We start from the raw sequence: 14339 nt of genomic DNA on the forward strand, positions 1-14339 counted from the left end.
TATTCTGGGCTGTACGACCCGAGGTTGGTGGCGTCGAGGCGCAACCTGTACCCCCGACACACAGCACGGAGAGAACCGAGCCGAGAACCTGACGGCGAGTGAGAGCGGAGCCCATCAACACAGACAATTGTTATTCATCTAACTAATTTCTTGGTGAGGCGGCCACCAGTAGAGTCATCGCTCGGCTATCAGCTGTTCGCTAAGCGACGGATAACGCCACCTGAAAACCTTTCCCGTTCGACCACCGACGACCGGTATGCAGCGGTGCGACCACTCGACGAAGCCAACCAAAGACGGGGGACAGGCGTCCACGACGAGATTCCGGGACAGATAGCGTGACCGAAGACACTCTTCCAGCCGAATACCTCTCACCGCTTGCCGCGCTCGTAGACGAGGTGCTCGCACACGTCGGCTACGAGATGGAAGCCGCCACCGACGCCATCGACGACGCCGTGCCCGGGTACGGCGGCCTATTCGACCCCGCAACCACCACAACCGAGTTGCGTCGAGCACTCGACGACCTGTTGGCGTCGGGCCTCACCAAACCACCGGCCTCGACACCGACGAGCGATTCCTTTATCCTCTACGTCGACGGCAGTTCGCGCGGCAACCCCGGCCCTGCGGGTGCGGGTGCCGTCATCATGGACGATTCAGAAACTGAACTCGTTCGCCTGGGTCGGCCAGTGGGGTCTCGCACGGGGAACAATACCGCCGAATACGTCGCGCTCCAACTCGGACTGGTCGGGCTACTGGACCGCTACGACCCCCAACACTTGGAAGTTCGAATCGACTCCATGACGGTCATCCGAGACATCTGGGGCGGCGGCGACCCACCGGAACTGGGCGGCGAGACGTACCGCACAGCCATCGAGGAAGCACTCGCCGTGGTCCCGAACCACCGATACACGCACCTGGCTGACAGCGACCCGAATCCCGCTGACGCGCTCGCGACAGTGGGTGCCGATATTGCGGCCTTCGGACCCGGGTAGAGGAGAGGAGAGGAGAGGAGAGGAGAGGAACACAACCACAACGCTCTCAGTCGAATATTTCGCGTCGCTCTGCCGCTGTGAGTTCCGTGTGCACCGCGTTCGGCGAGCAGTTTTCGCACTCGCGTGCGGGGTTAGTACTTCGGTCGTAGGTCCACAGCGGCCACCCGAAGAGGAAAAACGCCTCCTTCTGGTGTCGTTCGATAATCGCCTCGGCTGCCTGCCCGCAGTTCGGGCACCAGTCGTCGTCTTCGTTCGGGACTTGGAACGTCACCTTTCGGCGACCGAACCCGGCATTGGAGTACGCTTCTCGGCGCGACATCTCGATGAGGTCCTCTGCAGGGTACGGGTCGGCGTCGATTTCGTTGTCGAAGCCGGTGTCCGTCTCGACTGTCGACGAGAGATACGGACCGACGTGGACGGTGTTGTCGTAGCCGACGAAGTGAACAGTCACACTCGCACCACGACCATCGACGCGGACATCGTGGCTGTGGCCGACGAGATACAAGTCCACGTCCTGACGCACCTTCTCCAGTTCGATATCGTGGTCCATCCCCACCGCGTAGACGCCTGAATCGGGGTCAGTCGCGGAGCCTGACTGCTGCCATCCGAACGTCGAAACGTCATAGTTGTCGGCCGAATCCACGGGAATCGACTCGTCCGTGTAGACGTTTTCGGCACCGGGTGCGGAGACCGCCCCTTCGACGGCGTCGGCCGCGATAAAGACGTCCTCTGCATCGGTGAGCAGGACGTCGCCACCGACCGATTGCACGTATCCGTCTTCGAGGTTTCCGCGAATCGTCGTCTGGGTTTCGGAGTCGGAGACACTCGTGTCGCCGCTCACGGGCGTGTGCGTGAAGACGTACTCCGCGTTCTGGACAGTGAGGTTGCCGTCGATACTCGCTCCCGAGACGAAGGCGTCCGCCGGGTCTCGGACTTCGACTGGTGGTTGTTCGGAGCCATTCAGCGTCACGTCGCCGTCGTAGGTGGTGTTTCGTGTCATCGTCGTGGATTCGGGTTCGTCATCTGTTGGGCGGTCGAGTCTTCGAATTCGGCAGTTTCGGACGTGTTCATCGTCAGGCGAGTTTCCGTGTACAATGCGAGTTCGTACTCAGGATAGGTGTGGTACGTCTCGTAGCCAGCGTCTGTCGCGTGAATCGTCGTCCACGCATCGGGACCAAACCGATACGCGACGGTCGCATCGTCCGCGCCGGGGAAGTGCTCAAGGGAGCGTCCTTCCACGACCGTCTGGGCGTGGAGGTGCTCGCTCTCGAAGTCGAAGTCGTGGGCGACCCCGACCGAAAGCGGCGTCTCATGCGTCGTGTCCGAGGAGAGCGGCTTACACGAACACAGTTCGTGGAAGTCGAGTGTGGGAAGACCGACGTAGTGCGACTCACCGATAACGGTGAACACGGCCGGTTCGCCCAGCAGCGACTCTGGGTGGACGGTCTTTACTTCGACAGACGACAGGTCCGGGACCTCGGTCGTGTACCCGAAGTGCAGTGCAGTCGGTGGGTTGTGAGATGATTCGGAGGGCATGGTTACGTATCGACGAGAATGTCGTAGTTCGGGTGGAAGATAGAGTTCGCTCGAACCCCGCGGTATCGAGGGACTGCACGCCATTCGACGTGCTGGTAGTGGTCACGATGTTGCCGGACGTACTCGGTCTCGGACTCCCCAGTGAGCGGTCGGCGGTCACCGGGGGCGAACACGTAGAACTTCTCGACGCGTTCGGTCTCATCGTCGGCGTCGATGTCCTGACGAACCCAGTACGAAAGCTGCTGTGTGAAGCCAGCAGCGCCGACCGTGTTGACGAAGGCTTTGTGGTGTTCGGGATACCCGTCCGGCGAGTACCCCCACGTCACGACGACGCCGTCGTCAGAGAGGTGGTTGCGAACTGAGCGGTAGAACTCCGCCGAGTAGAGAGTGAGGAGGTCGTCGTCCGTCGCGCCGGGAACGTCGAGAAGCACGAGGTCGTACGTCTCGTTCGTCTCTTGGAGGTAATGATAGCCGTCTGCGGTGGTCGTGTTCAGCCGGTCGTATTTGTAGGCGTCGTCGTGCCACTGGCGGAAGTAGGGGTCCGTCTTCGCCTCCTGCATGAACTCGGCGTCGAGGTCGACGTGGTCGACAGTGACGTTGTACGCTCTGAGATGGTCGATTGCAATCCAGTCGCCGCCACCGACGACGAGAACCTTCGTCTCCGGTCCGGGCTCTACGAGCGACATGGGAACGTCGACGAGTCCCCGATGGTAGCTTTCTGCCCAGCTTTCACAGAGTTGCACGGCCGAACCGAGACGGAGACACTGCTCGGTCTGTCCAGTGAAGTGTGGATTCGGTCCAGCACCGGTCCACGTCCGATTGTACCGGATGACGTGCTGATACGTGGTCGTCTTCTGTGAAACCACGCTCGCACGCATCGCACCCGGCGGATACTCGTTTTCGATTTGCTGTTCCAAGTAGAGTTGCGACAGGCGCTCGTCGGCCACGTCGTGCTTGGCAACGACCCCGGCGTACGACGCCGTCAACAGCAGGCAGACCACGAGAAGCGTCTTGGAGACGCGGCCGAGCGAGAGCGCGTGGTCGTCGGGGCGAGCGGAAGCGCTGCCACTACCGAACGGCCACCACGACCACGAACCGAAGTGGGCAGCGAAGACGAGTGCGGCGATGCCGTTCAGCAGGGCCAAGACGAATATCGTCGGGATGAGCCCGAGTATAGGGTAGAGAACGCGCGCGTAGACGACTGCTCCGACGAGGCCACCGACGTAATCCATCGCGAGGACGACCGAAAGCCCGCTTCGTCGCCCCTCAGTTCGTTCGATGGTCCAAACGAGTCCGATTACGGAGACGACGGCACTGTGGACGGTGTTGCCGACAGTTCGAAACCACGTCGGTGTCCTGGTCTCCTCAGCATCGAGTTCGTCGACCATGTGGGTCAAAAGCGGGAGTTCGAAGCCCGAGAGGAACCCGACGACGACGACAGGGAGGCGCGCGACCGTCCAGGTGAGTTCTGCTGGGACGGCCTGTGGGATTCGAACGCTGTTGAGACCGACGATGAGCAGGAACCCTGCAGGGGCCACGGCCGCGAGCAGGACCTCTGTTCGGAAGAAGTTCCCACCGAGGTCCGTGGCGTTGAGGTCGTCGGAGAGCGCAGCCCCGATACCCAAACTGAAGAAGTACAACCCGACTGTGATGACGTACTGGGTCACCGTCCCACCGTACATCACAGTGAGGAGTTCCGAGTAGACGAACTCGTAGGCGAAGCTACAGAACGACACTACGAACGTGAGTGCCAGGAGCGTGCCAGTGTCGGTTCGTGTCGTCGTCATCTCGAAGGGAAGGGTTCGGTGGGAGGGAGAGGAGTCGGGCGAGTCGCGACCGCGGGGAGAGGGCAACAGACAGTCGTCAGTCGGTCAGATACGCGGGGACACCTTCCACTGCTCTTCGATATCGAATCCTTGAGTGTCTTTGTCGACTTCGAGGTCGAAACACTCCCAGCGGAAGTCGTGGTTGACGTTGTCCCCGACGATGTTGGCACCCACGCGGTACCAGCCGTCGCGTCGGAACTCGCTTCGGTCGGTGATATCGTAGGTGACAGTTTCGTCCGGGTTCTGAATCGTCTCGTCCCACGGAACGGGACCGGCATCCGGCGTATCGTCTCTCATCTGAGACGTCCCGCCGAGGTACGCGATACCGAGTGCGGCGATGCCGACTTTGTACCGGTCGAACTTGCCTCGGTTGTCCTCGTACCAGTCGTCGGCGTAATCGCCGCCGTGGTACCAAGCGTGCCCGTGGACTGTCCTCGGAGCAGTGGAATAGCCGCCCGAGCCACGGCCGGTTGCACCTCGGCCACCGCCACCGCCTTTTCCTTTCGCGCTGGCGACACCGATAGGGCTTACACCTGAGAGAGACTGCTGGTTTGGTTCGTAGCGGGAGGTGACCCACGTCTCGTCAGCGAGGTCGATAACCAGTTTCCCATTGTTCATTTCGAAGTCGGAGACGACACTCGACCGTCGCGGGGGCGGCGATTTCGAACCGATGCACCCAGCCAGGGCACCGAGTGCCGCGAGGCCGGACGCGTGGAGGAATTTACGGCGGCGCATAGTCTTTCGTCTCTTTCAATCAGATAACGTGATTAACAGTCTTGTGGTTCGGAATGTCGAGAATTCTGTTACGTGTATAGGAGTGGTGAGGTTGCCATGACCGACTGCCCCGACGGGATACGCTCGCGTACGAGTCCGGTGGAGTTTCATCACCGACCGCGCTGGTGACCAGTAACAGAACGGTCTACGATGTCAATCGGAAGCGACGAAAAGTCCGTATAGTCCACCGAGAACCAAGCCAACCATGTGATATGGGTGGCCGATGGTCACTCCGAGCAGCCACGCGTCACTAACTGTGCCAGCGAGGCTGAGAACGAAAAGCGCGACGAACCAAACCCACCGTCGTGGCTTGAATTTCCAAAGATATACCCGTCCATTCAGGTCCAGTGCCAACAGCATCCCAAGAACAGCAAACCACCCCATGCTCGACCCAGCAGCGATCACATTAACCGACGAGGTTGAGACGTCAGCGATAGGTGTAAACTCGACGATGAGATAGCCGTTTGCCGCCGCAGTGACTATCGTTCCAAGGAGTGCTGTGAGAGCCCCACCGATGAGGAATACACCGAGATATCGACGTGTCCTAACGGTCGATTCGGCCCACCCACCGATCAAAAATGCGAAGTAGGTGTTGACCACGAGGTGAAGGAGGTTCACGTGCCCAACTGTGGCAGTCACCCACGTCCACACGTAGTCCAGATGAACGAACCGAACGTAAAACAGTGTCAACGCCATTTCAGAGCCATAGAACTGCGAGACACCCACTTTCAGGAGATGAACTATCCAGAACAGACCAACGAGAGTAGCGGTCGCTGGCATCGACACAACGTATGTGTCGAGAACAGTTTCAACTCGCTCACTGACCGATTTGTTCATTGAATATTGATTTTTGAACTACATGTTAAAACCATCCTTTCAGTTCCGGGGGTGCAGCACTATAGAACGGTGAAATCGTCTCATTTGGTAGGAATACCCATCGACTCCGAATTACCCTCAGTCGCTATCCCACAACAAGCTCGTCACAGACCTTCTCTAAATCAATGGTCGCGTTGAGGTGTTTGTATAACTGAACAACACCCGACGTGGAAGACAATCGTCAATACCGTGCCCGCTTCGTACGCCGTCTTCGAGATGAAAGCGGCCGAAAACATCGCGATGTGCGTCGAGTAGGAGACGGACGTGACTCTGGTTTCCAAATTTAGTACTAGAATTTAGAATCCGGGTTTACACCCATGATATCGTATCTTCACGGGAGAGCCAGTAATCAAAAGACATAATTTCGAACTGTATTTCTTTCTAGTATGTCTCGACGCGTACTCCTACTATGTCTTCTCGTCGTGTTGGCTGGGTGCGCAGGCACCACCGACCCGGCACCTACTACTCCCTCGTCGACACAGACAACCACTACGACACAAACAGCATCACCCACTGCGACGCCGACACCAGAAGTGGAGACACAGGCCCGCCCAGATAATCCTTTCCAGAGCGACCCGATTCGAGTGGGATACGCCGTGGATGAAAATGCCTTGAATCGCTCGTACAAACAGGCGGTCGTCGGCGCTATCGACTTCTGGAATAACCAATCGGTAGGGTCGTACGATGCAAACTACACGTACGTATCTAACGCATCTGAAGCGCAGATTGTGATTCAGTTCGTCGATAAAATCACCTACTGCGATGGCTACGACAATTCGACCGTTGGATGTGCACCGGTGCTCGAAAAAGACGATGTCGCCCTCACGCAGACTGTCAGAGTGGAAGACCGATATGCGATGGAGAGCACTCAGGATATCATCATCCATGAGTTAGGACATACACGTGGCCTCGTTCACGAAGATAGTAACGAGGTTCCGGTGATGAACGAGACAATTGGTACACTACTCATCCCGGAGACGAATCTCGAAAACCGATCTTACGGGTGGCAGACGACCAGCTTCCGAGTTTACTTCGATACGTCAGGGACCGTCTCCAGCGTCGAAGAAGATACGTATCGACAGGAGATTCGAGAGGGATGGCAATACTGGACCAAAGACACTGACCACCTCGAAAAAGACGTCTCCTTCCGCTTCGTCGACAGTCGAGAAGAGGCTAACATCGTGGTCAAAATGCGTGATCACGAGGGCGTTCGCTGGGAGTACTGGGTTTTCAACACAGATAGCGACGACAGCTTCGAAGTTTACCAAAACGCCACCCTATATGTCGGCGAACGAAATCCAGAGTATATCGATTACAACACTGCGACTGCACTTGGGTACCTCCTCCTGAATGCGGAGAATGAAACCGAACTCCCGGAACCGTTCGATGGAGACGACGAGTTAGGTGAGACAGACCAATGGACCGATTAGCCATCACTCAGCCGAAAGGACGTACCTGACTCCCTCCCAGTCAGCATGCCTCTCGATTTTGGAGTGGAAAGCCCAGTAGACAACTGCACCGTTTCAGCCGACAATTACTCGCGTTCGCACGACTTGTCTCGGGAGACCGTTCTATTATACCAGTTGCCAGGTGCCAACGTTCTTTGGTACTCGGTCGAACAGTCAGCCGGAATGAACGTCGACAGTCTCTCGAGGCTCGCTCGATACAAACGCCCGCTTCGATACGCGATGGGTGTTCTCTACGTCGTGGCCGGTGTGATGCATTTCGTCGTGCCGAGTGCGTACGCTGGCGTCATCCCGCCACTCTTTCCCCAGCCACTCACACTCGTCTACCTATCCGGTATCGCCGAAATCGTACTCGGCGTGGGCGTCCTGGTTCAGCGCACCCAGCGTCTCGCCGCGTGGGGACTCATCGCGCTCTTGGTGGCTGTCTTCCCGGCGAACGTCTATATGGCGACGAGCGACGTCGTGCTCGCCGGCGTTTCACCAGCACTCAAAGCACCCTCGACGGTCGCGTTGTGGCTCCGACTCCCGATGCAGGGTGTCTTGATTGCGTGGGCGTGGTGGTACACCTGACGAGGAACGCTTGACGTCGGTGTGAGTTCTTCTAGTCGAGTCGGAGTCGAGAGACACCATCTCAGCAGTTCCAGACGCAGTTCTTCGTCGGTGGTGTACATCCGAGACCACGTGAGAGACCTGATTCGGCGATAGAATTAATAGGATGTAAAATACGCTTTACTGTAAAGGTCGCTTTACACAGTGACCAGACAGACACCATGTCAAATCCAAACACACAATCCAGAGAACGTTCGTATCGTCGTCTCTACGCCGGCCTGTGGCTGCTATCGGGAGTTGCACTTGCGGCTTTCATTACGCTCGGATACCCAATCATCGGCGTCATCGCGTTCGTCGTGAGCGCCACAGTCGCGATCGCTATCGTTCGCCGGTACGACGGGCCACTATTCGACGAACGGGACAGAAGTAGACAGGCAGCCGCGAGTCAACGAACCGTCGCTATCGTCGGTATCTCGTCAGCAATCGTCTTCCCGACGGTGACTGCACTCTGGGCACTCGACGTCGTCGCGTGGCCCGTCTGGTTGACACCCATCGCGTTCTTCGTCGCCGCACTGTCGTTCGTACATCTCGGGAGCACGCTGTACGAGACGACACAGGTTGCATGAACAACGCAGTCAGAGAGCATCGCGAAGAGAGGAATCTGACGCAGGGTGAACTCGCCTCGCACGTAGGCGTCACGCGGCAGACTATCAACTCCATCGAACGAGGACGTTACAACCCCAGTCTCGAACTCGCTTTGAAGTTGGCTGCGGAGTTCGAGTGCTCGGTCGAAGCGCTGTTCTGGCTCGACTGAACCGGCTGTGTGCCGGGGTCAAACGAACGCGAGGTGTTATTCGAACCTCGGCTTACAGCCGGTCGATTGTGAGCGGCGTCGCGTCGTCCCAATACTGCTCGAAAAGTGCCTCTGCCCACGAGAACACCTCGGGCTCGTCGACATCGAGCGAGGCCTGAAGAATGCCATTGTCGTCGCGCAAGAAGAGATGGACGACAGAGTCCGTAATCGTCATGGCCACTGGAATCGACTCGTCAGAGATTCGAATCGTGGCGTTCTCCGCCGTGAGCAAGTCTCGGAGTTGGTCTCGTAACTGTGAATCGTCGGCGAGAGCGTCGATTGCCGTCGACGAGAAGACCCCGTCGAACTGCTGGTCTCCCGAGGCAGTCCGCTCTGAGATGAGTTCGAGGCTCTGTTCGTTGAACGCGTAGGAGACGACCCGCACGTCTGTCGCGGTTCCGAGGAGGTCGAGCACTCGTTTTACCGGCGCGTTCGGACGGACGCGACTCGGCTTCGTAATCGTCGCTTCCGTCAGGTGTTCGAGGTCGAACGAGATGGCTTCCGCGGGGAGCCATCGAACGATTGGACGCAATTCGAGGTCGGTATCGAGAATCTCGACCAACTCGCTGAACCCCCGAGAAACGAGTGTCCCCGTCACAGTCGCACGGTACGCACCGTCTTCCCGTTCAATCCATCCCCGGTCTTCGAAATCGTGGAGAATCCGCCCCAGCGTGGGCTGGGATGCACCAGTGAGTTCGACGAGTTCACGCCGAGTGTGGGCCGTCTCCGTGAGATGTGCTAAGGCCTCCACCCGATTCGGTGAGAGCGCGAGAAATTCGATTTCTTCTAACGCCGATTCCATACACGTCTCTCTGTGTCCCACTGGTATACGGTTTTCGTGTCGCGAAATAATTTCACTCCTTGAATACCTGCCACACGCTCCTGCGGGTTTCTTACTGTGAACTAATTTCTGAATCAATGTAAGTAGTGGGTCGTCCTACACAGAGGTATGAGTTCACTGTCGCACTCTTTGTTTCTCTCAGCGGCCCGGGGTGAGTATTCGGAATGAAGGCCCACGGGAGCACAGGAGGCACGCACCGAAGCCTCGTGTTGTTCACGCTCGCGAGTGTCTTCTTTGGAGGGACGTTCGTCGCAGCGAAGGCGGGACTCGAGTTCTTCCCACCGCTTCTGTTCGTCGCACTCAGGTTCGACATCGCTGCTGTCGTGTTGCTTGCGTATGTCGCTGTGACGACGCCACGCGACGAACTACGTCCTCAGTCAGTTCACGACATCGTCGGTATCCTTGCAACTGGCGTGTTCGTAATCGGGCTGTCGAACGCCTTCCTCTTCGTTGGCCAGCAGTACGTCTCCAGCGGTGTCGGGTCGATTATCTTCAGTCTCAACCCAATCTTGACGCCCGTGTTCGCGATGGTCGTTCTGGCAGACGAACGCCTCTCGTCCCGCGGCGCAGTCGGGATGCTCATCGGACTGGTCGGTGTCGCGCTCGTCGTCAACGTCGACCCGTCGAATCTCCTTGGCGGAGCGGCTGTGTGGAAAGGCGTCGTGTTCCTCGGCGCTGTCACCGGCACACTCGGGACTGTCGTCATCCGCTGGGCCGAGACATCTATTTCGAGTACCGTTCGGACAGCGTGGGCGCTCCCGGTGAGCGCTGTTCTCACCCACGGCTTTAGTGTCGCTTCGGGGGAGTCGCTGTCGATGGTTACGTGGACCCCCAGTGCAATCGTCGCACTCGGATACGTCGGCATCTTCGCCGGTGCAGTCGCCTACATCGCTTACTTCGGACTTCTCGACGAAGTGGGACCGATTCACGGGAACCTCGTGTTCTACGCGGTCCCAATCGTCGCCACGCTCGGTGGGTCGGTCCTCCTTGGAGAATCCATCTCTGCGTCGACCATCACGGGGTTCGCGACGATATTCGTCGGCTTCGCTGTCCTTGCGAGTGACTCGATTGTCGAAGAAGTAGAAGCGTTGTACGACGTGGTGCTGTCGTCGCTTCGTTCGACGAACTGAGTTTCGTCGGGTGTTTTCGGTCGGCAGACAGCAGCGGAGACGACCTCAACGTCCGAATTGGTTCAGTACTTCGACCGTCGTGAACGATGCGATAAAGCCCAACGAGTAGCCGACGAAGTGTTCGTAGAGATTTACGACACCATTCTCAGTCGTCGGGTCGACCGGAAATGCGACGAACAGAACCGTAACAAACAGAAAGATGGCAGCGACGCTCAATTCGAAGTAGCCGGTCGCGTCGGCACTGGAGCGAAGTTTCGAGAGGATATTATCTACTTGCTCGTAGGCTGAGATTGCGTAGAACAAGACAGTGAGGAAGACAGCGAGGACCAGTCCGGCAGTCACGAACAACACCGTCGAGTTCTCCGGGACGACAGATTGGACACTCAAGACCGAAACGAGCCCCAAACTCGTGAGAAACATCATCGGTGCGAACGTCCGTACCGGGCCGATAGCGAACCGACTCTCCAAATAGTCAGCCAACGTGAGCGGGAGACATCCAACGAGGCCCATAACGACACCCGATGCGCCAAGCGTGGCCGAGGACCGAATGATGGCGAGGTTCAAGTATGAAAGCACAGGAGGAAATGCAACGAGAACTGTACTCACGAATATGTAGAATCGTTGCCGGTTACCACTCGCGATACCCAGAAGATACAGTGTTGGGACGACGACGAGGTACAAAAAGACGTTCGTGAGCAGGTGTCCGGTCTCCAGATGAACGAACGACGAGGTAAACGCGGTCACGACCGTCGGGTCGGTGTAATCGAATACGAGAGACTCACGGACCGCGTATGGCAGTTGGTACACGAGAAGCAGTATGGCGGGGAACGTGCAGATAAACCCAAAGTCTACCAGGTGCGTGCGCTCAACAAATAGCCGGCGTAACGACTTCTGACTCGTGTTTTCTGTGTCGGCGCGCACGCTCTTACACATTATTGTACTCTGAATAGGTATAATATTTTTGCAGTAGTTATCAAAACTGGCCCTCGGAGGACTGGTATGAATTATATCATTTATAATTCGTTGGAAGTGTTGTGATTTAATTATATTTTCACTGTCTGCTTCGATACCGTCACTGTCTTGTTACGTCCCCAAGTTTCTTCTAGAACCGCCGCAAACCACGTGCTGAGAAGGTCCTCGAGCGACATGTCCACGTAAGTTGTGGACCTGTTCACGTCTCGACCTCACGCACCTGGATAGTTCCCATCAGGCGATCGTGTCATTAAAATGGCTAAAATTCCCCTCCCAACCGACCGACGCTCACTCGTCGTCCTCCTCATCGTCGGAGTCGCGCTCCCCGCCATCATCTGGTCGTCGGGACTCGTCGCGACCGACAGCAGTCCATCAGTCGACGCGAACGTGAGCGAACGCTACCACTCGATAGACACACTCGACGCGACTCGAACAGTCATCCACGAAAAAAATGGAACGACGACAACTCGAACCGTCGCCGACGTGACGCTCGTCCCTGGAACCGACAAGAAGCGCGTTCAGTTCCAAGACGACTCGTCGCGGCGCTACACACTACAGGTTTCTAACGGCTCAACCCTGTGGCTCCACACTCGAAACCGGAGCACCGTCACAGCCATCCACTTGACTGGTCCCCCGGCCGAGTCGGTGACTTCGCTCCGTCTCCAGCGGCTCGTCACTGCCGCAGGACTCACAGACGAGTCTGGGCGACCACAGGCACCGGACGTGGCACCACTCCCAGTTGTCCCACGGCACGGGGTTGCTCCAGACACCAACGCATCTGGCGGATACACTGCTGAGTACGTCGAGACAGCCTCTGTCGGCGGGCGAAATGCGTACGTCATCAGCGTCACGCCCGCGACAAACCAAACCGACACCCAATTCCGACAGCGCCTGTGGCTCGACACGGAACGGTTCTACCCACTCCGAAAACAGACTGAGTGGACTATCGACGGAACCACCCGGTCGATGACGACGACATATACGAACGTGAGCTTCAATCCGCAGGTACCGGCGGACACGTTCCGTCCTGAAATCACCGCAGAGACGACAGTCGAACGCCCGAAGACCCCCAAAACAGAATGGTACCACAGCGTCGAGAGACTCAGAGCACAGAGTTCGGTTTCGATTCCGAACCCGTCTCTCCCTGCCGAGTTCGAGTTGACGTACGCAACCCGAACCACCGGTCGAATCCAGAGCGTCGGCCTCCGGTACGCCACAGAAGGACGACGGATAACGATTGCCAAGTACAACATGACCTACGCCATCGACTCCGAAGACCAGGACCTGACTATCGATGGCCGTCCGGCGACATTCGACCGTGGCCCGACGACATCGTTGTCGTGGAACTGTGACCAGTACCGGTACACCGTCCGTGGCACCGGTGTCAGTACAGACGAACTCGTCGCTGTCGGGCAATCAGTCGGCTGTTCGAACTCGTAATTCGGGGGTTGTTTCTGACCCAGAAACTACTCCCACTTTTATATTATCTCCCAGCCCCTTCGTCGAAATGCGATGGATGTCTCGGAGTCGATAGGGTGTTGCCCGCACCCGTCACTTCACCCCTGCCCATCGCGATACCACGATAGCCATCGTGGTCCCCTCTGACATCACCCCTCCAAAGTACTCGCACACTGAAATACGATGACCCCTGCACTCCATTGTCGGCTCAGTCTCCCCCGAATCGCTGACCCCGAAACCGGTCAGGCTTTCTATTCGGCTTACAGTTCCACAGTCGAAGCGTGACTGAGGAGCCGGAGCTGAGTGAGATTCTCGACATCCTCAGCGACGAGTACGCCCGAGACATCCTCGCAGCAACAAGTATCAAACCCATGTCCGCCCAACAACTCGCCACCCAATGTGAGATGTCCAAGCCGACAGTCTACCGGCGGGTCGAACAATTACAGGAATACGGTCTTATCGAAGAACAAACCAAAGTCCAGAAGAGCGGTAACCATTACAAGGTCTATGCGGCTACACTCTCGGAGTTCTCTCTCGAGTTGGACGTCGGAAGCTTCGAAACATCCGTAACCCGAACGTCTCCCGAGGCGTTCCCAGGCCAAGAAGAAGACGACACTGCCGACCGATTCAAGAAAATGTGGGAGAACCTCTGAGATGGTTGGACTAACTGCGACACTCGACTGGCTTATCATTGCACTCGCCTTCGGCTCGACGCTCGTCGGTGGCTACGTTGGCTATCAAGCCTATCGCGGCTATCTCCGCCACGATAGCCGGACGATGCAGGCCTTGTCGCTTGGGCTATTCTTCCTCACAGCCGTCGCGTTCAGCGTTGCCTTCGTCGGTTCGGTCCTCCTTCGAGAGGGCTACATTGGGCTGCAATACCAGCGCCCGCTGACACTCGCCACGCGGACGTTCCAGTTCCTCGGCGTCCTCCTCATCGCCTATTCGTTACACTCCAGGGAGTGACCCGTCCTACGTACTTGTTTGTCACCCGCCTCGGGTTCGCGCTTCGAAATCGCTGAACCCGTCCCGCCGCCAATCTGTATCAAACCTTATCTACCTCACTCGT

At 57.6% G+C, this 14339-nt stretch carries 16 protein-coding genes; 9 read left to right on the forward strand and 7 right to left on the reverse strand.

What is annotated here, in order from left to right; translation table 11 throughout:
- Positions 1-335: 335 nt before the first annotated feature.
- Positions 336-989: a ribonuclease HI family protein gene (locus C453_RS19085; RefSeq protein WP_008327199.1), complete on the forward strand. Its 654-nt coding sequence runs from the start codon at positions 336-338 to the stop codon at positions 987-989.
- 46 nt (positions 990-1035) lie between these two features.
- On the opposite strand, the gene C453_RS19090 is transcribed toward C453_RS19085, so the two are convergent.
- From C453_RS19090 to C453_RS19110, 5 genes are all read right to left on the reverse strand, one after another.
- Complete coding sequence (locus tag C453_RS19090) at positions 1036-1989, reverse strand: hypothetical protein (protein ID WP_008327200.1); 954 nt, start codon at positions 1987-1989, stop codon at positions 1036-1038.
- Positions 1986-2525: a hypothetical protein gene (locus C453_RS19095; RefSeq protein ID WP_008327201.1), complete on the reverse strand. Its 540-nt coding sequence runs from the start codon at positions 2523-2525 to the stop codon at positions 1986-1988. The genes C453_RS19090 and C453_RS19095 overlap by 4 nt, the downstream gene beginning before the upstream one ends.
- Positions 2526-2527: 2 nt before the next feature.
- Complete coding sequence (locus C453_RS19100; RefSeq protein WP_008327202.1) at positions 2528-4312, reverse strand: spermidine synthase; 1785 nt, start codon at positions 4310-4312, stop codon at positions 2528-2530.
- An 84-nt stretch (positions 4313-4396) separates the two neighbouring features.
- Positions 4397-5086, reverse strand: coding sequence for a hypothetical protein (locus C453_RS19105; RefSeq protein ID WP_008327203.1), 690 nt, complete (start codon positions 5084-5086; stop codon positions 4397-4399).
- A gap of 192 nt (positions 5087-5278) precedes the next feature.
- Positions 5279-5962 carry a rhomboid family intramembrane serine protease gene (locus tag C453_RS19110; RefSeq protein ID WP_152418107.1) on the reverse strand — a complete coding sequence of 228 codons (684 nt, stop codon included), beginning with the start codon at positions 5960-5962 and terminating at the stop codon, positions 5279-5281.
- A gap of 635 nt (positions 5963-6597) precedes the next feature.
- Here C453_RS19110 and C453_RS19115 point away from each other — a divergent pair.
- The 4 genes from C453_RS19115 (at position 6598) to C453_RS19130 (ending at position 8830) form a co-directional block, all read left to right on the forward strand.
- On the forward strand, positions 6598-7431 hold the full coding sequence (locus C453_RS19115; RefSeq protein WP_008327205.1) for a zinc metalloprotease: 834 nt from the start codon (positions 6598-6600) through the stop codon (positions 7429-7431).
- A gap of 201 nt (positions 7432-7632) precedes the next feature.
- A complete protein-coding gene (locus tag C453_RS19120; RefSeq protein ID WP_008327206.1) occupies positions 7633-8037 on the forward strand; it encodes a DoxX family protein in 405 nt (134 codons plus the stop codon).
- A gap of 200 nt (positions 8038-8237) precedes the next feature.
- On the forward strand, positions 8238-8642 hold the full coding sequence (locus C453_RS19125) for a DUF2178 domain-containing protein (protein ID WP_008327207.1): 405 nt from the start codon (positions 8238-8240) through the stop codon (positions 8640-8642).
- Complete coding sequence (locus C453_RS19130; protein WP_008327208.1) at positions 8639-8830, forward strand: helix-turn-helix transcriptional regulator; 192 nt, start codon at positions 8639-8641, stop codon at positions 8828-8830. Before C453_RS19125 ends, C453_RS19130 begins: the two co-directional genes overlap by 4 nt.
- Positions 8831-8882: 52 nt before the next feature.
- Here C453_RS19130 and C453_RS19135 read toward each other — a convergent pair whose 3' ends face one another.
- Positions 8883-9671, reverse strand: coding sequence for a helix-turn-helix transcriptional regulator (locus tag C453_RS19135; RefSeq protein WP_008327209.1), 789 nt, complete (start codon positions 9669-9671; stop codon positions 8883-8885).
- A 203-nt stretch (positions 9672-9874) separates the two neighbouring features.
- Here C453_RS19135 and C453_RS19140 point away from each other — a divergent pair, with 203 nt between their 5' ends.
- Positions 9875-10840, forward strand: coding sequence for a DMT family transporter (locus C453_RS19140; protein WP_049907936.1), 966 nt, complete (start codon positions 9875-9877; stop codon positions 10838-10840).
- Between the two features lie 45 nt (positions 10841-10885).
- Here the strand turns inward: C453_RS19140 and C453_RS19145 are convergent, their stop codons facing one another.
- Positions 10886-11647: a rhomboid family intramembrane serine protease gene (locus C453_RS19145; RefSeq protein ID WP_008327211.1), complete on the reverse strand. Its 762-nt coding sequence runs from the start codon at positions 11645-11647 to the stop codon at positions 10886-10888.
- A 420-nt stretch (positions 11648-12067) separates the two neighbouring features.
- On the opposite strand from C453_RS19145, the gene C453_RS19150 reads away from it, so the two are divergent.
- The 3 genes from C453_RS19150 to C453_RS19160 all read left to right on the forward strand — a co-directional run bounded on the left by C453_RS19150 (position 12068) and on the right by C453_RS19160 (position 14236).
- On the forward strand, positions 12068-13252 hold the full coding sequence (locus C453_RS19150; RefSeq protein WP_008327212.1) for a LolA family protein: 1185 nt from the start codon (positions 12068-12070) through the stop codon (positions 13250-13252).
- A gap of 299 nt (positions 13253-13551) precedes the next feature.
- Positions 13552-13923: an ArsR/SmtB family transcription factor gene (locus C453_RS19155; protein ID WP_008327213.1), complete on the forward strand. Its 372-nt coding sequence runs from the start codon at positions 13552-13554 to the stop codon at positions 13921-13923.
- A 1-nt stretch (position 13924) separates the two neighbouring features.
- Positions 13925-14236, forward strand: a complete 312-nt coding sequence (locus tag C453_RS19160) for a DUF7521 family protein (protein ID WP_008327215.1) — start codon at positions 13925-13927, stop codon at positions 14234-14236.
- The last annotated feature ends 103 nt before the right edge of the window (positions 14237-14339 follow it).

The sequence above is a fragment of the Haloferax elongans ATCC BAA-1513 genome (assembly GCF_000336755.1).
GTDB classification, from domain to species: Archaea; Halobacteriota; Halobacteria; order Halobacteriales; family Haloferacaceae; genus Haloferax; species Haloferax elongans.